At 45.1% G+C, this 21,158-nt stretch carries 21 protein-coding genes; 4 read left to right on the top strand and 17 right to left on the bottom strand.

Annotated elements, in window-relative coordinates; genetic code table 11:
- Positions 1 to 13: 13 nt before the first annotated feature.
- From FRZ06_02050 to FRZ06_02020, 7 genes are all read right to left on the bottom strand, one after another.
- Positions 14 to 514, bottom strand: coding sequence for a DUF2318 domain-containing protein (locus tag FRZ06_02050; protein ID QOX62220.1), 501 nt, complete (start codon positions 512 to 514; stop codon positions 14 to 16).
- Positions 515 to 532: 18 nt separating this feature from the next.
- On the bottom strand, positions 533 to 1,957 hold the full coding sequence (locus tag FRZ06_02045; GenBank protein QOX62219.1) for a HAMP domain-containing histidine kinase: 1,425 nt from the start codon (positions 1,955 to 1,957) through the stop codon (positions 533 to 535).
- 1 nt (position 1,958) lies between these two features.
- Entirely contained in the window at positions 1,959 to 2,660 is a 702-nt protein-coding gene (locus tag FRZ06_02040; protein QOX62218.1) for a response regulator transcription factor, read from the bottom strand.
- Between the two features lie 8 nt (positions 2,661 to 2,668).
- Positions 2,669 to 2,875, bottom strand: a complete 207-nt coding sequence (copZ, locus tag FRZ06_02035; protein QOX62217.1) for a copper chaperone CopZ — start codon at positions 2,873 to 2,875, stop codon at positions 2,669 to 2,671.
- Positions 2,876 to 2,964: 89 nt separating this feature from the next.
- Entirely contained in the window at positions 2,965 to 3,639 is a 675-nt protein-coding gene (locus FRZ06_02030; GenBank protein QOX62216.1) for a hypothetical protein, read from the bottom strand.
- 130 nt (positions 3,640 to 3,769) lie between these two features.
- Positions 3,770 to 6,193: a copper-translocating P-type ATPase gene (locus FRZ06_02025; protein QOX62215.1), complete on the bottom strand. Its 2,424-nt coding sequence runs from the start codon at positions 6,191 to 6,193 to the stop codon at positions 3,770 to 3,772.
- Entirely contained in the window at positions 6,036 to 6,461 is a 426-nt protein-coding gene (locus FRZ06_02020; protein QOX62214.1) for a metal-sensing transcriptional repressor, read from the bottom strand. Before FRZ06_02020 ends, FRZ06_02025 begins: the two co-directional genes overlap by 158 nt.
- A 552-nt stretch (positions 6,462 to 7,013) precedes the next feature.
- Here FRZ06_02020 and FRZ06_02015 point away from each other — a divergent pair.
- The gene (locus FRZ06_02015) at positions 7,014 to 7,694 is read left to right on the top strand and encodes a class II aldolase/adducin family protein (GenBank protein QOX62213.1); all 681 of its coding nucleotides are present in this window, start codon (positions 7,014 to 7,016) and stop codon (positions 7,692 to 7,694) included.
- Positions 7,695 to 7,842: 148 nt separating this feature from the next.
- Here the strand turns inward: FRZ06_02015 and FRZ06_02010 are convergent, their stop codons facing one another.
- From FRZ06_02010 to FRZ06_01970, 9 genes are all read right to left on the bottom strand, one after another.
- Positions 7,843 to 8,232: a hypothetical protein gene (locus FRZ06_02010; protein ID QOX62212.1), complete on the bottom strand. Its 390-nt coding sequence runs from the start codon at positions 8,230 to 8,232 to the stop codon at positions 7,843 to 7,845.
- Positions 8,233 to 8,286: 54 nt separating this feature from the next.
- Positions 8,287 to 10,044, bottom strand: a complete 1,758-nt coding sequence (ptsP, locus tag FRZ06_02005; GenBank protein QOX62211.1) for a phosphoenolpyruvate--protein phosphotransferase — start codon at positions 10,042 to 10,044, stop codon at positions 8,287 to 8,289.
- Positions 10,045 to 10,695 carry an L-fuculose-phosphate aldolase gene (locus FRZ06_02000; GenBank protein ID QOX62210.1) on the bottom strand — a complete coding sequence of 217 codons (651 nt, stop codon included), beginning with the start codon at positions 10,693 to 10,695 and terminating at the stop codon, positions 10,045 to 10,047. It abuts the gene before it with no gap.
- Between the two features lie 145 nt (positions 10,696 to 10,840).
- Positions 10,841 to 11,935 carry a phosphoglycerate dehydrogenase gene (locus FRZ06_01995; GenBank protein ID QOX62209.1) on the bottom strand — a complete coding sequence of 365 codons (1,095 nt, stop codon included), beginning with the start codon at positions 11,933 to 11,935 and terminating at the stop codon, positions 10,841 to 10,843.
- Between the two features lie 81 nt (positions 11,936 to 12,016).
- Complete coding sequence (locus tag FRZ06_01990) at positions 12,017 to 13,429, bottom strand: PTS galactitol transporter subunit IIC (protein QOX62208.1); 1,413 nt, start codon at positions 13,427 to 13,429, stop codon at positions 12,017 to 12,019.
- A 130-nt stretch (positions 13,430 to 13,559) separates the two neighbouring features.
- Positions 13,560 to 13,853, bottom strand: coding sequence for a PTS fructose transporter subunit IIB (locus FRZ06_01985; protein ID QOX62207.1), 294 nt, complete (start codon positions 13,851 to 13,853; stop codon positions 13,560 to 13,562).
- A 33-nt stretch (positions 13,854 to 13,886) separates the two neighbouring features.
- Entirely contained in the window at positions 13,887 to 14,348 is a 462-nt protein-coding gene (locus tag FRZ06_01980; GenBank protein ID QOX62206.1) for a PTS sugar transporter subunit IIA, read from the bottom strand.
- Between the two features lie 123 nt (positions 14,349 to 14,471).
- A complete protein-coding gene (locus FRZ06_01975; GenBank protein QOX62205.1) occupies positions 14,472 to 16,112 on the bottom strand; it encodes a transcription antiterminator in 1,641 nt (546 codons plus the stop codon).
- Positions 16,113 to 16,140: 28 nt separating this feature from the next.
- Positions 16,141 to 16,401, bottom strand: coding sequence for an HPr family phosphocarrier protein (locus FRZ06_01970; GenBank protein ID QOX62204.1), 261 nt, complete (start codon positions 16,399 to 16,401; stop codon positions 16,141 to 16,143).
- A gap of 284 nt (positions 16,402 to 16,685) precedes the next feature.
- Here FRZ06_01970 and FRZ06_01965 point away from each other — a divergent pair, with 284 nt between their 5' ends.
- Complete coding sequence (locus tag FRZ06_01965) at positions 16,686 to 17,624, top strand: hypothetical protein (GenBank protein QOX62203.1); 939 nt, start codon at positions 16,686 to 16,688, stop codon at positions 17,622 to 17,624.
- 145 nt (positions 17,625 to 17,769) lie between these two features.
- Here the strand turns inward: FRZ06_01965 and FRZ06_01960 are convergent, their stop codons facing one another.
- Positions 17,770 to 18,819 (bottom strand): zinc-binding dehydrogenase, encoded by a 1,050-nt coding sequence (locus tag FRZ06_01960; GenBank protein QOX62202.1) that lies wholly within the window; start codon positions 18,817 to 18,819, stop codon positions 17,770 to 17,772.
- 393 nt (positions 18,820 to 19,212) lie between these two features.
- Here FRZ06_01960 and FRZ06_01955 point away from each other — a divergent pair, with 393 nt between their 5' ends.
- Positions 19,213 to 20,118 carry a transketolase gene (locus tag FRZ06_01955; GenBank protein QOX62201.1) on the top strand — a complete coding sequence of 302 codons (906 nt, stop codon included), beginning with the start codon at positions 19,213 to 19,215 and terminating at the stop codon, positions 20,116 to 20,118.
- A 22-nt stretch (positions 20,119 to 20,140) separates the two neighbouring features.
- A complete protein-coding gene (locus FRZ06_01950; GenBank protein ID QOX62200.1) occupies positions 20,141 to 21,130 on the top strand; it encodes a transketolase in 990 nt (329 codons plus the stop codon).
- Positions 21,131 to 21,158 lie beyond the last annotated feature (28 nt).

Genomic DNA, 21,158 nt, shown 5'->3' with positions numbered 1-21,158 from the left:
TATCGATGGCAGCCTATATCTTCCAATTTTCGAAAATGACCTGCGCTTCTTCGAGGAAATCCTTTGGTATTGTAATCACACCATCCGCTTCCGTCTTATATTCATCTGTGATCGGAACCGGATTACAGCCACCCTTCGTCAGCTCAACTTCATCCATTCCAAATCGATTCCCACAATTCTGGCAGACCAAAAACTCACCTTCTTGAATATAATACCCTTTTCCCGAGCTGTAACACACCTGACAGGTATTAAATGCAGTCCTGATCGTGCCGTCAGATGCTTTCACCGCTATGATTTCCATCTTTTTATCCAGTTCATTATATGTGTAAAAGGCAGCAGTTTCTGTGATATCCGAACCGGAAATAACCAGATCCCCGTTTTCATTCAGCACAGCTTCCTTCGTAGGATTCCCACTCAAAGCAAGATCGCCGTCCTTCGGTGCAAGCAGCACAAAGGCTGCTGCAGCTGCTGCAAATACAGCAACTACTAGTATAATCAATGTACTCTTTTTCATATTTCCCCCTTTAGGCAGTTACGTGAGTTTCGTCTGCCTTCCGTTTTCTTCTAGATTTTTTGGAAGAATCATTGTAAAATCACTTCCTTCATTCAGTCTGCTCTCGGCCTCCACTGTACCGCCATGAGCTGATACAATTGATTTTACAATGGCAAGGCCGATACCTGTACCCCCTGTATTACGGTTTCTGGATTTATCTGCTCTGTAAAATCGCTCAAAGATGAACGGGAGCTCTTCTTTCGGTATCCCGATCCCATTGTCCCTGATATTGAATACTACTGAAGCTTCCTTATCTGATAAGGTAATGTTGATTTCTCCGCCTTCCAGCGTATATTTCACCGCATTCGAGATGAGGTTTACCAGTACCTGACTCATTCTGTCACTGTCAGCGCTGATCAGCGAACAGGACCCGTGAATCTCAGCATTAAGGTTTTTGTCTTTAAGATCCTTTTCAAAACTAACAAGAATTCGTGCTGTCAGAGCAGCCAAATCAAGTTCCGTCTTATTCAACTTCAGATTGCTGCTTTCAATTCGAGCCAACCGCTCAAGGTCGCTGACAAGGTTTCCAAGTCGACTCATCTCCTCATAGCAGCTTTCCAGTCGATCTCTTGTTGGCTCCCAAATTCCTTCCATCATCGCCTCCACATGAGTCTGGACAGTCGCAAGCGGAGTTCGCAGTTCATGAGCTACGTCAGCGGTCAGCTGCCTCCTCAATGTTTCTTGCTGCTCCAAAGAATCGGCAAGGTGGTTGATGGAACTGATCAGGGCATCTACCTCTTTCGTGCCTGTCTCTGCGTCTATCCGGGTATTATATTTTCCTGCGGCAATATCGCCCGCAGCACCGGCAGTTTTAAGGATAGGGCGACTCAACCGCCTGGCGAGAAACACGCCCGTGCCTGCTGATATGATTAGAGAAAGCCCCCCGATCAGAATCAAAATTTGATTCAGTGCTTTTAGAAATTGGAAATCGTCCTCACTGAAAAAGAAAGGACCATAATAACCGATAGCCACAGTACCAATTTGTTTTCCATCCTGTTCCACCGGAAAATCTCTTGTGGTGAATTCGCCATTCATCGTCGGATACTCCATCATCATGCGATGGCTGATGTCATCCATCACCTTCGTGCAAAGCTTCATATCGCAGGTCAATGCATCCCATACCGTCTTTCCATATTGATCAATGACCTTTACAATGTAACCGTCATAGAGTGCATACATTCCTATGGTATGGACGAAATCCGTATTCCACTGATCTGCATCGCTGTCGTACTGAACACTGATGCTTTCCACGATCTGATCCGCAGTCTTTTCCTGCTGTGAAGCAATATACCCTTCAAACCTGCTCTGGATAAAATAATTGGCCAGAAGGCTGATCAGCGCGACAGTAAGCAAAGCCACCAGGGCGATGGCCATTGAGAGCTTTGCTTTTAAACTGAACTTCATCCTATTTTCCTCCGAATTTGTATCCAATTCCATGGACGGTGACAACGTAAAGCGGATTTTTTGAATCCGTCTCAATCTTTTGCCTCAGGTTTTTAATATGGCTGTCAACAGAGCGATCATACCCCTCAAAGTCTTCTCCGAACGCTGCAGCAATCAGTTCTTCCCGGGTAAAGACCTTATTGGGATATTTGATCAACGCGGCTAGTATCTTAAACTCATTGGGTGTCAAACTGATTTGGCACCCGCTCTTTTTAATCTCCCGCGTATCCATATCCACTTCCAAATCCCCACTGCAAAAGGACATTCTGCGATAGAGAGGAAGCAGGTCCTCCGAAGACCTGCGCGATACTGCTTCCATCCTGGCATGGAGCTCTTTCAGGCGAAAGGGCTTGGTGATGTAATCATCTGCACCGACGGCAAGGCCGTTCAGAATAGCTTCTTCCTCGACCTTTGCCGTCAGCATAATAATCGGCACCCGCGATTTCTGCCTGATCCTCTCGCAGATCTCTTCACCGGTAAGATCCGGCAGCATTAGATCCAGAATCACGAAAGAGATGCTTTCCTTCTCAAAGATGGACAATGCCTGTTTTCCGTCTTCCGCGGTGAATACCGTATAATCTTTGCTTTCCAGGAAGGATCGGAGGACTTCCAGTATTTTCACCTCATCATCGACTACAAGGACTTTCTTTCCATTATTCTTCATACCGCCGCTCACACGACATCATAGCCTTCTTCTTCAATGGCATCTCGAATGGCATCAAGAGAGACCTTATCTCCATCATATTCCACTGCAACGGTCTTCCCCTCAAGATCTATTGCCACATCACCCACACCATCCAGGGCGGTCAGCGCATTTGTCACCGCGTTAACACAATGCAGGCAGGACATTCCTTCGACATTTAAAACTTTCTTTTCCATGGTATTTACCTCCAGATCGGATTGAATGCTGAAAATCACAGCATTCAACTTACAAATTTAACGTTTGATACTTTCATTGTACCCAATGTTTATTGAATCGAAAAGGGCTTTAAAAATTTATCTACTTCAATTGGCTTCCCATTTTCATCCATCACTTTAACCTTTGCAAAAACCCAGCCTTCCACTTTTTCCGGCTCGACACCAGCATCTATGAATTGCGCAGGATCTACAACAAACACAATGTCCTTATCGTTGGTGCTCATATCCTTGGCCCATTCAAACATATTTCTGTCGCCGACGTTGACTCCGTAATGGTCAAGATCTGCATGATATTTGATTCTATCCCGGTAAAGCTCCACCAGCTTCTCATAGGATGCCAGTGGGGTGACGTCCCCTTTGTAGCTTAGCTTTTCATCGCCAAGATCAGATCCAACCATGATTTTATCCTCTACAAGAATTCCAGGTGCGAGTTTGCTCGGATCAAGCCCAGCATCCAGGAAGGGCTTGGCATCAAATTCCAGCATAACGTCATGGGGATTTCCCGAACTGTAATCTCTGCTCCAAATAAACCGCTCTGTCCCATCCGGTGAAACAAGCGCCCAGCCTCCGTTCATTTCATCCTCGATAACATTCTGATCCATCGCAGTCAACACTTTTTGAAAAGAATTGACAGACTCACTACCCACCACATCCGTGCCTGCGCATGCAGCCAGTACAGGCAGCAGCGCCATAGCCAGAGCGGCAATGATTATTTTTTTCTTCATACTTCTCTCCATTCTGCCGCTGCTGCGGCCTAATCGATCCTATTTATCAATCTCTATCATTCTTCAATATCTTCAACAAATTGTACATCACTCAAACGAGGGGTTCGTTCCTCCATAATGGAATGATTTCTCATCGAAACGGTTTGAAACGCTTCAGTCTCAGCGCGTTGGTCAATACGGATACAGAACTGAGGGACATTGCGGCGGCAGCGAAAATCGGATTCAGAAGCGGTCCGCCAAACAGATGGAGTACCCCGGCGGCAATGGGAATGCCGATCACATTGTAACCAAATGCCCAGAAAAGGTTTTGTTTTATGTTTCGGATGGTACTCTTGCTCAGCTGAATGGCCGCAGGAACATCCATCAAATCGCTTTTCATCAGAACGATATCCGCAGATTCCATGGCAACGTCTGTTCCCGAACCGATGGCAATACCGATATCCGCCTGAGCAAGTGCCGGTGCATCATTAATTCCATCTCCAACCATCGCAACCTGTTTTCCTTCACTCTGAAGTTTCTTCACCTCATTGGATTTATCCTGGGGAAGTACTTCTGCAAGAACACGGTCAATCCCTACCTGTTTTGCGATGGCTTCTGCAGTCTTCCGATTGTCTCCGGTGATCATTGCCACCTCAAGCCCCATGGATTTTAATTTGTCAATAGCCTTTTGGCTGCTTGCTTTGACCACATCAGCAACAGCAATGATTCCAGAAATCCTTCCGTCTGCTGCGATGTACATCGGCGTCTTTCCTTCCCCTGCAAGGCGGTCTGATTCCTGCTCCAATCCTGTCAAATCGACGGATCGCTCCTTCATCAGTTTACGATTGCCGAGCAGAAGTTTCTTTCCAGCGATGACCACCTCGATACCATGCCCAGGAATTGCTGCAAATTCTTCTACCTTAAGAAATTCAAGCGCTTCGGCCTCGGCTTTGTTCACGATTGCCTCACCCAGCGGATGCTCAGAACCCTTCTCGGCAGAGGCAGCCAGCTGGAGCAGATCTGTTCGGTGGATTCCATTTGCAGTAATGATATCGGTAACTTCCGGCTTTCCTTCCGTGATGGTTCCCGTTTTATCAAAGACGATGGTGTTGATCTTATGGGTTGTTTCAAGGGCCTCACCGCCTTTAATAAGGATGCCGTACTCAGCCCCCTTACCAGTACCCACCATGATAGCGGTAGGTGTTGCAAGCCCTAGTGCACAAGGGCAGGCGATCACGAGGATGGCAATGAATATGGTGAGAGAAAATACAAGAGACTCTCCGCTGATAAACCATGCCAGAAACGCGAGCACTGCAATGACAAATACGATAGGCACAAAGTAACCGGAAACCACATCGGCCATCTGTGCAATGGGGGCCTTGGACCCCTGTGCTTCTTCCACCAGCTTGATGATCTGCGCAAGAGCAGTATCCCCTCCGACTTTTTTCGCTTCAAACCGGATGAGTCCGTTTTTGTTGATGCTGGCAGCATAGACCGGATCCCCTGCTCTTTTTTCAACAGGGATACTTTCGCCTGTGAGCATGGATTCATCCACAGAGGTATTACCCTCGGTAACCACGCCATCAACAGGAATTTTCTCTCCCGGCTTCACAAGAATGATGTGGCCGATTTCAACATCCTCAATGGGTACTTCATATTCCTTACCATCTTTGATGACGGTAGCTGTTTTCGGTGCTAGACCCATGAGCTTTTTGATCGCCTCTGACGTCCTCCCTTTGGAAACTGCTTCCAGAGATTTACCGAGCAGGATTAATGTAATAATGACCCCTGCAGTTTCAAAATAGAGCCCTTCTACTGCACCAAAGTTGCCTTGTGTTATTTCATAAACCGAGTAGAGACTGTATATGATTGCAGCCGTCGTTCCCATTGCAATGAGTGAGTCCATATTGGGACTTCGGTTTAAGATCGCCTTATATCCCACCGTATAGAACCTGTACCCCGCTGCAACGATGGGGATGGTAAGCACGATCTGCAGAATCGCATAGTTCAGCGGAAACTGCATCGGGTTGAAAACGAACGGGATGGGAAACCGCAGCCACCAAATCATTGAGCCCATGGCAAAGTACAGCAGCGGCACAGCAAATACGGTGGAGACCCAGAATTTGATCCATAGCGTTTTGATTTCTTTCTCCTTCTGAAGTTTATCTTCATCCACCACAGCTGCCTTCTTTTGGATCTCTGCAGCTCCATATCCTGCTTTTTCGATCCGCTCCTTGATCTGATCCAGCGTAGTCCTGCCCGGATCATAAGCAACCACTGCCTTCTCTGTGGCAAGATTCACGGAAATCTCTTCGACTCCCTCCATTTTGGCCACAACCTTTTCAATCCTGGCCGAGCAGGCAGCGCAGGTCATTCCGGTTATCTTTAATGTCTCTTTCACAAAATCCACGTCCTTTCTATAACATTTTCCCAATGGTAACAAGCAATTCATCGACGATTTTATCATCGCCAGCCTGTATTTTTTCAACAAGACAGCCACGAATATGATTTTCCAGAACCAGCTTGCTGACAGAATCCAGCGCTGCTTGAACCGCCGCAATCTGATTGAGCACATCGTTGCAATAAACGTCTCTTTCAATCATACCTTTGATACCGCGCACCTGGCCTTCCACTCGATTGAGCCTCGTAACAAGGCTGGCTTTTAACTTTTCTTCTCTGATGGTGATATTCTCATCCTGTGCGTTCTTCTTAACAGAGCAGCTATGACAAGGATTCTCATTGCTCTTTTCAAGAGCTTGCCTCGTTTCGTCGCTCTTCGCAAACATCTGATCCACCTCGACTCTCTCTTTCCCCGTCTTTTTTCTATCCTTTATTTCTGGCATTGAAGGTCCTCCTTACTGCAGGCAGAATTGACACCTGCTCACACATTTATTTCCACTTGCGTTCCATTCTGTTCCGTCTGGCTTATAGGAACTGTTCCTAGCATTTCTCGTTTTATTCACTTTTATACTATACCCCCGTATGGTATATTTCAAGCATAACATAAGCAGCTATGCTACACAACTGCTAAATCAACATCGTTCATTTTGTTTATCATAACAGATTGGTGTGGAGATAATGTGGAGAAATTACAGGGAGAATAAAGAAATTATATCATTGAACACAATTTCTTCATTTGTACTTTTTGTTCAAGTACATCCATCTGATTTCCTCACGTTAACAATCACGAATTTATACAGGTACATTTATATAATTCCTTTGAATTTCAATAATTTTGCTGGTTTTATTAAGTATTATTCAGCATAAATCATAAAAATTTCCTAATAATCTTAAGTGAAATTTTGCTTATATTTTTTCCATTTTCATTGAAGTATGATCATATTTATGTTATGATAGGTTTAAAACAACACGATGAATTGCGGAGGTAACGCCTAATGTTTGAAAAAGAAAAATTAGAAATTATAAAAGCAGGAATGACCTTGGATAGATATGGCCTGATTGCTCTTTCCGGAGGAAATCTCAGTTTGAGAACCGCCACAGGTGAAATTCTGATCACCCCGTCCGGAATGATCTACGAAAATATGGAAGCCGACGATGTGATCGTCATGGATATAGAAGGAAAGGTCATCGAAGGAGACAGAAAGCCTTCTTCCGACACAGACGGCATTCTGTACATCTTCCAAAAAAGACCGGATCTCAACGCAGTCATTCACACTCACCAGCCCTACGCCACCGCCATCAGTCTCATCGAGGACGAATTCCGCGCCGATCTGACTACATTGGCCAACGCAACAGCAGGAAGTGTTAAAGTGACACCTTTCAGCTCGCCGGGCAGCATCGACATGGGAATCGACACAGTCAACAATCTTGGAGACAGCCTCGCTGTCATCCTTGCAAACCACGGCGTCATGACGGTAGGCACTTCTTTGAAGCAAGCACTGTACGCCGCCGTTTACATGGAAGAGTCGGCAAAATGTTATCTTGCCGCAAGAGCATGCGGTGAAACAAAGAAGCTCAATGACAAACAGATCCAGCAGTCCATCGACGTATTCAAATACTATGGCCAGGATACAGCGACCATTCCTAAGGAACTGGTCAAGAGAATCGAGTCGTAGACAAATTGTTCCCATTAGGAAAAGCCGCAGGATTTCTAAAATCCTGCGGCTTTTCCATTTGACCTCATGACGTTATTAAACAATTACGATTTTGCAAGCATCCCTCACAAGCAGAATTCTTCTACCGCGGATTCCAGTCGCCTTCTCCTCAAGCCACCGCGATTAGATAAATTCCGAACAGGATGAAAAACATTCCGATAATCCTGCACACCCAAACCACTGCCTTGATGGGGCAGCTATAAAAGGATTCAAAGGAGGAAATAGGATAAGGAAAGATCAAAAACGCAACGCCAGCCAGAACCTGCATGCAGTAGATTAGCATCATTCCCTTACCCAACACCAAATTCAGCAAAATACTGATAGCCGCTACAAAAATTGCAAGGTACATATGAAGCTTGTACTTCTTATCCATCCGCACATATCGTTCCGTTCCCTCTTTGCAGGTTTCACTGCACACTGCAAATTCACGAGTTAACCCTCTGGCTTTTATGGAGTCGTCCTCAAATTTCTTTCCACAGTAAACACATTTATGCATCACGTATTACCCCTTCCTCCTGATAAATTCGTTAATTTTGTATATTCGTTATCGCCATTATTGATTCAGCAGCTTCGACTCGATCTCTGCGAGCCTGTCCTTCACATCCTGAATCCTGCCCATAGCCAGAACTTCAGCCAGTTCCCGCTGCATCTCTTCCTTAGAAAGCCTTCCAATCATATATTTCACTTTTGCAACCTGAGAGGGCACCATACTGAGCTCATCCACACCCATCGCGACCCAAAGAGGAACAAGCTTTGTATCCGATGCAGCTTCCCCGCAAATTCCCACAGCCACACCATGACGTGCTGCATTTTCGCAAACCATGCGAATGCTCCTGAGAACCGATATATTAAAGCTGTCATACAGAGACTGTACCCGTTCATTCATACGATCTGACGCAGTCGTATACTGAATCAAATCATTGGAGCCAATGCTGAAGAAAGAAACCTCCTCAGCCAGTTTGTCGCTAAGCAGGACAGCTGCCGGAGTTTCAACCATGATTCCAACCGGAATATCAGCGCGGAAGTCCGTACCTTCTGCCTTCAGCTCTTTCTTTGCTTCCTCAAGAATTTCTTTTGCTTTCAGAAGCTCTTCCAGATTTACAATCATCGGAAACATAATCTTTACATCGCCGAAAACACCTGCACGAAGAATGGCCCGCAGCTGTGTCTTAAACACATCCACCCGTTCGAGACAGAGCCGGATGGCCCGATATCCGAGGAACGGATTGCTCTCTTTGGGAAGATCCATATATTCCAGTTGTTTATCGCCGCCAATATCCAGGGTTCTGATGATCAATTCCTTTCCCTGATTCATCTGCGCCATGGAGCGATAGATTTCAAACTGCTCTTCTTCCGTGGGATAGTCACTGTGATCCATGTAGATAAATTCCGTTCTAAAAAGACCCACCCCGTCACACTCATCACATTTAAAATTCGCAATGCTGTCCGAATCACCGGAATTGATATTAACACGAACCGTTTTTCCGTCAAGGGTCACTGCTGGACGGCTTTTCGCAGAATCAAACAGCGCTTTTTTGCGGCTTTCCTGATCCAATCTGGTTTCAAACTCTTTCTTCTCCGCTTCTCCCGGACAAATGACCAGTTTCCCTTCATCGCCGTAGACCAGAACAGCATCTCCTGTAGAAATTGCAGACCGAGCACCCTTTACACCTACGATCGCAGGAATCCCCAGAGTTTTTGCCAGTATCACCGTATGCGAAGTAACGCCTCCTGTCTCCGTTATAATCCCTTTCAGAATCGACTTGTCCATCTTGATGGTATCAGCAGGCGTCAGATCTTCAGCAACAGCGATCAAGTCGCTGCCGCGAGACCGATCAAAGCCCATACCGCGGTCAACCTTCTGAATCACAGCAATCAGCTCTATACAGACGTTGTTAATATCCGTTGCTCTCTCTTTCAAATATGCGTCGTCCATCTGTTCAAAAATGCCAGCCAATTCGGCCCGCTCCTGGTCAATCGCATATTCCGCATTCACCTTTTCCAAACGAATCTGACTAAAAATCTTATCAAAAAAAACGTCATCCGAAAGCATTTCACGATAGGCCAGGAAGATACCAGCTCCGTCTTCTCCCACTTCCTTTTCCGCCTTCATCTCCAATTCCATCAACTGAAGATCATATTTTTTTCTAGCTTCCTGGATTCCGGAAATCTCCGTCTCAGGTTCTTTCACCAACCTCTTTTCAATTACAATATCCCGATTTTCTATCACAACCGCCGTTCCCGAAGCGCAGCCCGCTGCGCCCATCAGTCCCTGCAAAAGATTCATAGTTTCGTTCCTCTCCCTTTTCATCTACTTTGATCCGCGTACCGCATAGGTCTTAAAACCTTCCAGCACACCGGAAATTTGCTCATCGCTGAGAAGAACCGGTTCACCGGCTGCTTTGCAGCGATAATAAAGCTCCGACACAAATTCAATCTGCTGTGCTACATCAAAGGCATAACCAATCTCTCCCCCACAAGCCAGCAGACCATGATTCCCAAGGAGGCACGCATACCGATCCCCCATGGTTTCCAATGCAGATTCCGCCAGATCATAGGTTCCAAATTGAACGTATTTACTGCAAGGTACATCTTTTCCGGCATATCCCACAAGATAATGGAGCGGCTCAATGCTCCAATTCAAGCAAGCCAGCGTCGTGGCAAATCTGGAATGGGTATGGACGACCGCATTGATTCCCGGTCGCTTCAGATAGAAAATCCGATGCATATCGTATTCACTGGATGGCCTTCGCTTTCCGTCTACCAGCTCTCCGCCCGGTGTCAGAACAACAACGTCTTCCGGTTTTGTTTGATAATAATCCAACCCGCTGGGGCTGATGGCCATCAAATTCTCAGCGGGATTATAGATGCTGAGATTCCCAAAGGTTCCTACCGAAAGGCCTGTTTCAATCAGCTTTTTCCCATATTCAACAATCTGTTCTCTTTCATGCTGCAATATCATATCGTAACCTCCTCGTAATCTTTTCTATACAATTCTCCGCAAGGAGAAGTCCATTCTACTTAAATTTATCTCATTATTTTTCTGCATCATTTCATTCTGCAACGGGTAATTTTTCTTACACATTCTGTTCTGCAAGCAAATTCCGTTACAACACTTCCTTTTCCAAGGCATGATTGTTGACAATCCTGTCCGCAATGCCGTCTTTGATGATTTTCCCAACCTCTTTCATCAGCATAAAGGGGGAATTGGGAATGGCATCTACCGTCTGTCCCGCAATATGAGGGGTCAAAAGAACGTTATCAAGCTTCCGCAGCTCCGAGTCCGCAGCTAAAGGTTCCGCATCATAAACATCCAGCGCAGCACCTGCAATGGTTTTATCCTTTAGCGCCTGTATCAAATCCTCCTGGTTCACCAGTCCGCCTCTGGCCGTATTGATAAAATACGCAGTAGGCTTCATCAACGAGAAGTAATTCCTATTGATCACCTTAAGGTTTTCCTCCGTCAGTCTCAAATGCAGACTGACAACGTCTGCTTCCCGAAACAATTCTTCCAAAGAAGATACCAGCCGCATATCTCCCAACCCATTTTTTGCGAGCCTCTCTTGCGTGGTATATTCATCATGAGCAATGAGTGTTACCCCTAACGCTTTCAGTCGAATGGCCAGCTCCATTCCAATGTTGCCGACGCCCGCCAGACCGACAGTCAACCGGGACAGCGTAGTCGTAAAGGCAGAATTCGGAAAGTCCTTCATCCACTCTCCCTGCATCATGCCGCAATGAGAAACAGCAATGTTTCTGGTCAGTGCAAGAATCATCCCCAGTGCGAAGTCCGCCACCGGCTCTGCATTTCGGATCACATTGACCACCGGGATATTTCGTTCACTGGCAGCCTCGACGCAAATATGCTCCAACCCTCCGCGGCAGGTCAAAATCGCTTTTAAATTTTTTCCTTTTTCAATCAAGCTTCTAGGGACTGGAGAAAAATGGGTGATCAAAACATCCGCATCTACAATCTCCTCATCAATACCTTCCGCATAAGCTTCTGCCTCAGGACCATTTCGTTCCACATTGATCTGCCTCGCCGCAAAAGCCTGTTGATCGTCATCTCCCCAAAAACACGTAATCATTTCCGATACATTCAAAGGAGATTGTTCCACCGCCTTTACCATGGTTTCCGGAGATACGTAATAGTCTCCCACAGCAATTACTTTTATTCTTTGATTCTTTAACACTTCCAACATACAAGTCCCTCCTTTTTACTGTCTTTAAAAACGAACCGCTGTTGCAGTCACAACAGCGGTATGGAATTGATTATGTTAATTTTAAGCCGGAAGCTTCTGGGAATCCTGATTGTTTCTTTCGAGGAAATCCACAATCTGCACTCTGTATTTTCTGAACAGGAAGTACAGAACAAAATACAGGACGACCACCGCCGATATGACAAATATGTTTTGCGACCAGAAGGCGTAGAACAATCCGGCAATCAGGGGATGACACATGATTCCGAAGCTGATGATATAAACGCCAGCCTGAGACATTTCGAATCCTGCATTCACCGCAACTTCAGTGAAGGTCGGAGCAAGATTGGAGCAGATCAGCATTCCCAGGGAGAACCAGATACCACCCGTCACAATACTCTTTGCAATGTTTCCGTGAGATACAGCAACAAATACTTCTACCATGTATGGAAGTGCAACCAGGTCAAGCATCGGCAGAATTTTATTTCCCGGCAGAATGAATGCAATGAGCAGCATGATTGGAATCAGCAGGATTCCGGTTACCAGCGTGTTCGGCTCTCCATAACCTACTGCATCATTAACCGATAAGTACCACTCTCTTCCCTGACCGCTGGCAGCCGCCTTTTTCTTATAAGCATCTGTAAGGGTTGTGAAAGCAGAAGCGAAGATTCCCGCAACCTTCGGGAATACAGCCATTACCGCAGCTGTTGAAATTGCAGAAGAGGTAACAACACCCCAAGTCGCAAGTTCACCAAGCGTATTGTAATAACCAATGATTGCAATCAGTGCGCCAATAACAAGTCCGATAAACATTGGCTCACCCATAATTCCAAATTTTTTCTGAAGTTCCTCTGCATTGAGTTTGATTTTGTCAAACCCAAGTTTGCCAAGAAGCACATTCATCAGCACCGCAAAAGGAAGAGATTCCAGATGGTGAGGAGCCGTCATACAGCAGTTCGGATACTGATAGTACGTAGACCACCGTTTTGCAGCAACTTCGCTGAATAAGAGGATGTAAAGATTCTGAACAATCATCAAAGCGAGTGAAAGCCAGATATTCTTCGTCAGAACGTAAAGCATGGAGCCCCAGACCATGAAGGAATAGTTATTCCAAAGGTCACTGGCCATGAACACATTGGTCCATTTTACGAAGAACAATGCAATCTGCAAAAAGATTGCTACACCGATGAAGATAAGTCCGATTTGTGTGGAATATGCGATAACTGACGTGGACTGCCAGCCGGTATCCAGAACAGGAAGATTAACCCCTGCATTTTCAACCATTTGACTGACCACAGGTGAAATAACACCGCTATAGCTTCCAATTACTAAATTGAAGCCAGTCAAACCTACCGCACATAACAAAGCAGATGTAAATGCCTTTTTGTTGTTCACGCCCATAAACTTTGCTATAATAAATAGCATAACCGGAACAAACACGGCAGCGCCCAATGTAGAGAATACGTTACTTAGCGCTTGAAAAAAACCTGCTGTCATGAATAAAACCTCCTTTTAAATTAAGCATCTATTAACATTGCAAGAGGCTTGACGCCTTGTATGATCCAAGGGTTACAAGAGAATCGATACCTTCCGTTGCCCAAGACTGCAAGGCGCCCTCCCGCAATTGTTAAACAGTTTTTAGAATTGCAACACAGTCTTCCACGACTTTTTCCTCACCAAGTCCCGTGAGCATTCCAACCGCATTAACCTTTGGAATACCGTAGTCAGTGTGAACCGGGCTCACGCATGCGATCAGATCATAATGCGTACCAGCAATTTCTGTTTCAATTCCATTTGGGCTTGTCTCAACAGTATCTGCGTCAAATCCCACTTCCTTCAGTTGTTCTCTCAGTTTGGAAGCTACCATTGCAGAACTTACTGTACCAGAGCCGCATACACAAAGAATTTTTACTTTTTTCATTTTCTTTCCTCCCTATTGTCCTTCATTATTTTTCTATTGTTCATTTAGATATTGATCTGCAACCTCGTACAGTTCCCTGTCATCCTTTGCATTTCGGAAAGCGTTAACCGCCTCTTCACTGGTAAATACTTTGAGCACACTTCTCAAATTATCGATCTGTTCATCCGGATTCTGTATGGCCATCATAAAAATGATTTCCGCTTCAACTAAGGTATCCGGGTCACCCATGTGCGCAAAGACTACAGGTTTATCAAGCTTCGCCACACAGATTGCAGGCTTATGCACATGAGAGCTGTCCGTATGCGGCATCGCTACCGCAATTCCTTTTAACTGCAGCCCCGTAGGATATTCTTTCTCTCTATTCGCGACTGCATCCACATAGGTATCCTTAACAAAACCATTGTCATAAAGCATTTTCCCTACCTGGCGAATCACATCCTCACTATCAACCGCAGTTACAGACGCTTTCACAAGCTCTTTAAATACAATTGCCATATCACTCTCTCCTTTTCTTTTTCCGTTGGCATCAGTTACGCGTCATAGCACTGACTCTGCGTAATAGCACACCCTTCCCCTTTTGATACCAGGCTTTCTTCCTGAAGAAAATACTGCAACGGATTATCCGTTATGAAAAAACCTGCACAGTTCATAGTTAATTTCTTCAAGTTCTCCGGCACTCAAGCTCCCCCGGGAGCCTTGTTGAATAATTTTCATCAAGTCCCCAAGCGTAAATTCGTGAACCGAATTAATGTTCGATTTGTTCAGTTCCGATATGATTTTCCTTTTATCCTGATCGGACAATACCGCGCCCACATATACGGTACGCTCCGGCAATTCGTCGAGCCGTATGGTGGATACAATCAAAGAATATTCCTCAAGGACTTTATCTTTCAGCTTACCAGCAGAGCAAAGGACAAAACCAAAACGATCCCCAATGAGTTCAATGAGCTGGCTCTTAATCAGCACAGAAGCCGCCACACCGGCACCGCATACGATGAGCACATTGGAAGCATGAATGATATCTTCCTGATTATCTCTCCCCACCTGATGCAGTTCCCCTCCGATATACATGGCCAGATATGCCATTTCACGATCATCAATAAGACCGCCAAGCTCCCCGTCCGCTTCGCAGATGCTGTTTCTCGTAATCTCAAAAGCCTTGCGGTACATAGACCTGATGTCATCCAAAAGCGGGTTCTCAATCTTAATATCATACTTTACCCTGTAGTACATGGGGCCGATATGAGAGGCCAACCTGGTGAAAAAAGGTTCCCTGTCCTTGATTGTAATATTTGCATTTTTCTCCACATTGGAGATGAACTGTTTCGTTACACGGCTGATATATCCATTTTCCTCGATGATAGAGTTGAAATCAAAGTTCTTCACACCAAGCAGCAATATCGTAATGTAATACGCCTCCTCGGTGCACAGCAAGAGCCCACAGCTGTCATTCAGGTATGAGACAATCTTCTGGACACCGCGAAACTCAGGAAGCTTCTCGAGGGTTTTTTTCTCTTGATCATCTGCTGCAAAATGCCGCCCCATCATACAACGTCGGTAAGCGATGTAGATCATTACCATCTCATGCTCCACGTAGCTTTGTACCAGGTCCGTTTCTATCTCCATTTCGTAGATTCGAATCGCTTCCCGTATCTTTTTCCTGAAATCAAGACGTTCTCCGGTCATCTCACAAAGCTCGTGATCCAGCAGCGTGTACAATTCTTTTTTTGATTGAATATGCTCCAGCCGGTAAACCTGATTCCCGAGAAATTTTCGAATCGAGAATTCTTCCCCTTCAATGTAATAGCCCCGTTTCGCAGAGTATTTAATGTCCAGTTGAAATTCTCTCAAATTATCCTTTTGCTTTCTGATATCCGCAAGAATCGTATTTTTACTCACATCGAACATCTGCTGGAAATAGTCGATGGTAATGATCTCCGACGACAAGGTGATATAAAGAACCTCAAGGGCATGCCGTTCTTCCGCTGACATAAAATAATCAACCGTCGAGCTTTCCAGCATTTTTTTCAGTTCTTCAAGCCTTGGAAACTCCATGATACAGCTGCCTTCATTTAGGCTCACCGTTCCCAGATTATTCTCCTTAAGCCATTTTCCTATCTTATCAAAATTGTAGTAGAAGTTTCTTTTTGTAATTTTGAGTACGGAAAGCAGGTCGGAAACAGATACCGTATCCCACGCGTTTTCAAAAGAGTCAATCATTACATTAAGAACATTCACCATTCTGCCGTTCAGTTCCATAACACACCATTACCGTAACAACAAAGTGTTACTCCTTTAAGTTTTGAAGAAATGCGACAATCTCATTTCCAACTTTTTCTTCCTCAGGTCCAACAACCCGAACGATAACTTCAGAACCTTTTTTTACCCCTCCCGACAAAACACTGACGATGCTTTTCGGATTAATCTCCGTTTCACCGCAAAGTATTGTCACCGCATCAGAGTACCCCTTGCATAAAGTGGTCAGTTGGGACGCCGGCCTTGCGTGAAGACCTGTCGGATTTTCAATTATGATTTGTTTTTCATACATAGTAAACTCTCCATTTTCACTAGCTGTCGTAATGGACTCATTGTAGCACGTTTGTACCATACCAGGAACAACATTTTTTGTAATGAAGAATCAGTTCTCTGTACAAAAACTAGTTTTCTCAAACCACAACTTTCTTAAATTTATTCATTTTCCAATGCTTTCAATTAGTTTGACGGAAATCCCTTTTTTGATAGTCCATCCATTTTTTAGTTTACACATGTTCAATTATGTAATACAATGTTCTTGATTGAAAGACCCAACGATACATCAAAGGAGTTTATAACATGGAAACGAGAGAAGACCTTCTGATACGGGCAGCGGAATTATACTACCATCAAGGGTTGAGTCAGAACGCCATCGCAGATATTCTTTGTACTTCCAGGCCCACCGTATCCCGCATTCTTGACGAAGCGAGAGAAACAGGCATCGTCCAAATCATCATTCACAGCCCCATCAAGAAAAACCCGGAGCTTTCCAAAGAGCTGCGCACCAGCTTTCAGCTCAAAGACGCAGTCGTCATCTCCGGCAATTACGAAACCGACGCAGCACTCCAAAAATGCAGCACAGCAGCAGCCCACTTTTTAAGTACAATTCTGGATAACAATATCAGTATCGGCATCACATGGGGCCCCGCCACCAATCATTTGTGCGAAGCCATTGAACCAAGAGAATTTTACAACATTAATGTCGTTCAAATGGTGGGGTGCCTGGGAACAGGAAATCCCTCTCTGGACGGGCTGGAACTCGCTATGAAAATTTCATCCAAGTTAAAAGGAACTTATTCCAACATATATGCTCCCGCTTATGTAGATAACGAAATCGTCCATAATTATCTGACCAAAGAACCTCAAATTCAGTCCACATTAAGAAGAACACTGAATACAGATATAGTATTGACAGGGATCGGCTCTTTATTCGACAGCACGTCCACCCTGCAGCGTGCTGGATATCTGACGGAAGACGACCGCCAAAACCTGTTGAACAAAGGTGTAGTGGGACATCTCCTTTCTCGAATGTTCGACGCCAAGGGCAACGAAATCCCTCTGGAAAACAAATACGTCATCGCAGCTCCATTGGAAGCATTAAAGACACCAAAATGGACCATCGGAATCGCCGTGTCCGAAATGAAAGCACTTCCTGCTGTCGCAGCTGTAAAAGCAGGCTACATCAACACGATGATCTGTGATGAAACTTTGGCAAAACGTATGCTAGAGCTTCGATGACCAAATACTGACACATCAAGGTCTTCCCTTTACAGCAGTATCTTCGCAGCAGCATCCTCTCCGTACAAAACGACAAAAACCTCCTGAGCAATCCGCTTCGGAGGTTTTCTTATCATCTACTTTTCCTTCTACATCAAGTTGTTTTTTATTCCATTCCCGCATTGCAGCAGATTACCGCTTTGACACCTTCTCCGTTTATGGAGGCGTCAAACCCTTCGCGCCAGTCATCCAGAGAAACGATCTTCGTAACGATCACCTCCGGAACAACAGTTCCCTCCGCAAGCAGTTCGATGGATTTTTCCCAAGAACTCGGTTTTTGACTCCTCGATCCGATATATTCAATCTCTTTGTGCAGAATTAAATCCGTTGCAATGCATTCCTTTTCCGAAGGAAAAACGCCCATCTGAATGACCTTCCCCTTCTTTTTCACAATTTCCAGCCCTTTGTTTAAAGCAGGAACCGCTCCCGAGCATTCAAACACCTTGTCCACACCGACCCCACCGGTGATTTCCTTGACCACGTCCGCAAGGTTTTCTTTCATCTGATCTACCGTTCTGTCTACTAGAATTTTTTCTTTTCCAACAGCAAACCGTTCTTCATCGCTGGTAAGTCCCGCCAGGATAACGTAAGCCCCTCGCGCTTTGGCAACCTGAGCAAGAAGCAAGCCGATGGCTCCTGCACCGAAAATACAAATTGTCTCGCCTTTTTGCACGTCGCCTTTCTCAATACTTGCATGAACAGAGCAAGCAAGAGGCTCCGTCAGCGAAGCAGAAAGAAGACTCACATTATCCGGAAGCACGTGAATGCTTTCCTCCCTGGAAAGTGTATATTCCGCCATACTTCCATTTTGGTGGGTACCAATTCCTTTTCGATTGGAGCAAAGATTATAATCTTTCGTTTTGCAGTAAACGCACGTCTCACAGGTAGCAAAAGTGGTTTCGCTGGTCACTCTGTCCCCTACCTTGATTCGCGTAACTTCCGGACCCACCTCAGTAACAATGCCGGAAAATTCATGCCCCAAAACCACAGGCGTCTTCGTGCTGGCATACGTCCCTTTAAAAGCATGGAGATCCGTGCCGCATATTCCGGAATAGGCTATCTTAATTTTTACCAGATCTCCTTCCACCTTTGGTTCAGGAATATCCATGACGGTCATGTTGTCATACCCTTGAGCAGTCTTCATCACTACTTTCAAAATGTTTTCCTCCTATTTTGAGCATATGTAAAGTTTATTAATCATATGTTCATCATTATTTTTGTTTTTGTAGTTCTTTTATAAAATTAATATTAATGGAGATTTCACGACTTGTCAACAATCAAACGACGATTTTTTCACGGTTTACCAGCTTTATCGGATGAATCCTTACTGTTTTTACTTCGTTATTTTCTGAATACAGACTCTTGACACTCCTTCTTTCATATGAAATAATGTGTTTATCAACCGTTCAATTTTTTCGATATTTGTTCGCACCATCTGCAATATGCTGCGGATCATCACTTCGGCGAGTCAGAGAAGAACAGCCTTCCTCACACGGAACGCCCTCCCAGCCGAAATGAATTGAATCGAACTGGAAAAGGAGTAAAATCGATGCCAGAAAAAGTTTATTCAAAAGAAGAAATTCAAGAAGTAGCTACCAGAGTAAGAAAAAATATCTTAAGGCTTACGCTGGAAAGAGGCGGCTGCTATCTTGGCCAAGCTTGTTCCTCCGCGGAAATTTTTGCCTCATTATATACAGGAATTTTAAATCTCGGTCCAAGCCTCGGTTCCATGGACGCCATTCCATTTCCGGGAGTTCCTTCTCCCGACAACATGGATTATCCCAAGGGTTCTTTATATCACGGCGCATTCCAGGCCGATAAAGACAGGTTCTTTGTTTCACCAGCACACTATGCTTCTGTAGTTTATTGCACACTGGCAGAAACAGGAAGAATCTCTCACCAAGCCATTGAGAAATTTAACGTTGACGGCTGGAATATGGAAATGATTGGCGCAGAACACTCACCCGGATTCGAAAACACCGCCGGTTCCCTTGGGCAGACCATCAGCATCGCATGCGGAACAGCACATGCCAGAAAGCTGAAACAGGAAACAGGAAGAGTATTCGTATTGCTCTCCGATGGAGAAATCCAGGAAGGCCAAGCATGGGAAGCCTTCCAGGCCGCTTCTTTCTACAAGCTAGACAACGTAGTCGTCTTCATCGACGTAAACGGACAGCAGCTGGAAGGATATACAAAGGATGTAATGGACATTGAACCTTTAGCAGCGCGGCTTGAAGCCTTTGGCGCAAAAGTGATGGACGTTGACGGACACGATATCCAGGCAATGATCGATGCATCCAAAGTTGAGCACGAAGGCAAACCTCTGGTAGTCCTGTGCAGAACATCTGCTGCCCATGGAATTCCGCTTTTGGAAAAGAGAAAACCATTCCTTCATTTTGTCCGGGTCGGTAATGACGAAATGGATGATTTCAAAAAATTCTACGATCAGATGTAGCTTAGGAGTGAGGTAACCTAGAATGAAAATAGAAGTAAATACACATGAAAAAAATATGATCAAGTGGGCATCCGAACATCCGGAAGCCGTTGTATTATCAGGTGATTTGGGCAGTTCCTGTGAGATCAAAGGATTTCTGAACACTTATCCGGATCGTTATTTCTCGTTGGGGATCGCAGAGCAGAATATGGTAAGCTGGGCAGCAGGACTTGCAAGAGAAGGCTTCCGCCCCTATCTTCATACCTTCGGCGTCTTTTTATATCGCCGCGTTTTGGACCAGCTTGAAATGTCTGTGGCATATCCCAATCTGCCCGTTACGTTCGTCGGATTCCTGCCTGGAATTATGACGCCAGGCGGCGTAACCCATCAGGCGACCAACGATATTGCCGTACTCCGCAACATTCCGAACATGACAATTTTCGATATCGGCGATGCTACGGAAATCGAGTCCGTACTCCAGGTGGCCCACGACGTGAATGGCCCGGTCTTCATCCGCATGCTGCGGAAGGAAGTCCCCAGATTGTTCCCTGCAAATGAACCGATGGTTTTCAATAGAGGACGTGTATTAACAGAAGGAACAGATATCGCAATCTTCTCCTCCAGCATTTGTACCGAAGAAGCCATGAGAGCCACAAAAGTCTTAACAGAGAAAGGCTTGTCCATACAGCACGTACACATTTCAACTTTAAAACCGTTTACAGACCCCACTGTCGTTGAAACCCTGAAAAAAGTAAAATACGGTGCAGTTACAATGGAGAATCACGTTACCATCGGCGGTTTGGGAAGCGCAGTAGCTGATGTGATCGCCGAAGAAGGGATTGGAACAAAGCTCATCAAAGTAGGAATCCAAGACACATACACCCATGGGGCTTCTAAAATGTATCTCATGAAGAAATATGGACTCGATGCTTTGACCTTGATCCAAGCGGTCAAAAATCTTACCGGCAAATACTTTGGGATTAGAGAAGAGGATTTAGAGGCTGTACGTTTCGAGGATTACACTGCCGTTTAAACACTTTAATCCGTTACGATTCACAGCC

The sequence above is a fragment of the Clostridiales bacterium genome (assembly GCA_015243575.1).
Classification (GTDB): Bacteria; Bacillota; Clostridia; order Peptostreptococcales; family Anaerovoracaceae; genus Anoxybacterium; species Anoxybacterium hadale.
This window is presented reverse-complemented; position numbering and strand designations above follow the sequence as displayed.

Bases quoted from the DNA above. Each gene is read 5' to 3' on its own strand.
- FRZ06_02040 (QOX62218.1), bottom strand. From the start codon at position 2,660: ATGAAGAATAATGGAAAGAAAGTCCTTGTAGTCGATGATGAGGTGAAA.
- FRZ06_01965 (QOX62203.1), top strand. From the start codon at position 16,686: ATGGAAACGAGAGAAGACCTTCTGATACGGGCAGCGGAATTATACTAC.
- FRZ06_02050 (QOX62220.1), bottom strand. From the start codon at position 514: ATGAAAAAGAGTACATTGATTATACTAGTAGTTGCTGTATTTGCAGCA.
- FRZ06_01975 (QOX62205.1), bottom strand. From the start codon at position 16,112: ATGGAACTGAACGGCAGAATGGTGAATGTTCTTAATGTAATGATTGAC.
- FRZ06_02000 (QOX62210.1), bottom strand. From the start codon at position 10,695: ATGATATTGCAGCATGAAAGAGAACAGATTGTTGAATATGGGAAAAAG.
- FRZ06_02045 (QOX62219.1), bottom strand. From the start codon at position 1,957: ATGAAGTTCAGTTTAAAAGCAAAGCTCTCAATGGCCATCGCCCTGGTG.
- copZ (QOX62217.1), bottom strand. From the start codon at position 2,875: ATGGAAAAGAAAGTTTTAAATGTCGAAGGAATGTCCTGCCTGCATTGT.
- ptsP (QOX62211.1), bottom strand. From the start codon at position 10,044: ATGAAAAGGGAGAGGAACGAAACTATGAATCTTTTGCAGGGACTGATG.
- FRZ06_01990 (QOX62208.1), bottom strand. From the start codon at position 13,429: ATGACAGCAGGTTTTTTTCAAGCGCTAAGTAACGTATTCTCTACATTG.
- FRZ06_02025 (QOX62215.1), bottom strand. From the start codon at position 6,193: ATGTGCTCAATCAGATTGCGGCGGTTCAAGCAGCGCTGGATTCTGTCA.
- FRZ06_01985 (QOX62207.1), bottom strand. From the start codon at position 13,853: ATGAAAAAAGTAAAAATTCTTTGTGTATGCGGCTCTGGTACAGTAAGT.
- FRZ06_01950 (QOX62200.1), top strand. From the start codon at position 20,141: ATGAAAATAGAAGTAAATACACATGAAAAAAATATGATCAAGTGGGCA.
- FRZ06_01955 (QOX62201.1), top strand. From the start codon at position 19,213: ATGCCAGAAAAAGTTTATTCAAAAGAAGAAATTCAAGAAGTAGCTACC.
- FRZ06_01995 (QOX62209.1), bottom strand. From the start codon at position 11,935: ATGTTGGAAGTGTTAAAGAATCAAAGAATAAAAGTAATTGCTGTGGGA.
- FRZ06_01970 (QOX62204.1), bottom strand. From the start codon at position 16,401: ATGTATGAAAAACAAATCATAATTGAAAATCCGACAGGTCTTCACGCA.
- FRZ06_02020 (QOX62214.1), bottom strand. From the start codon at position 6,461: ATGCCAGAAATAAAGGATAGAAAAAAGACGGGGAAAGAGAGAGTCGAG.
- FRZ06_02015 (QOX62213.1), top strand. From the start codon at position 7,014: ATGTTTGAAAAAGAAAAATTAGAAATTATAAAAGCAGGAATGACCTTG.
- FRZ06_02030 (QOX62216.1), bottom strand. From the start codon at position 3,639: ATGAAGAAAAAAATAATCATTGCCGCTCTGGCTATGGCGCTGCTGCCT.
- FRZ06_01980 (QOX62206.1), bottom strand. From the start codon at position 14,348: ATGGCAATTGTATTTAAAGAGCTTGTGAAAGCGTCTGTAACTGCGGTT.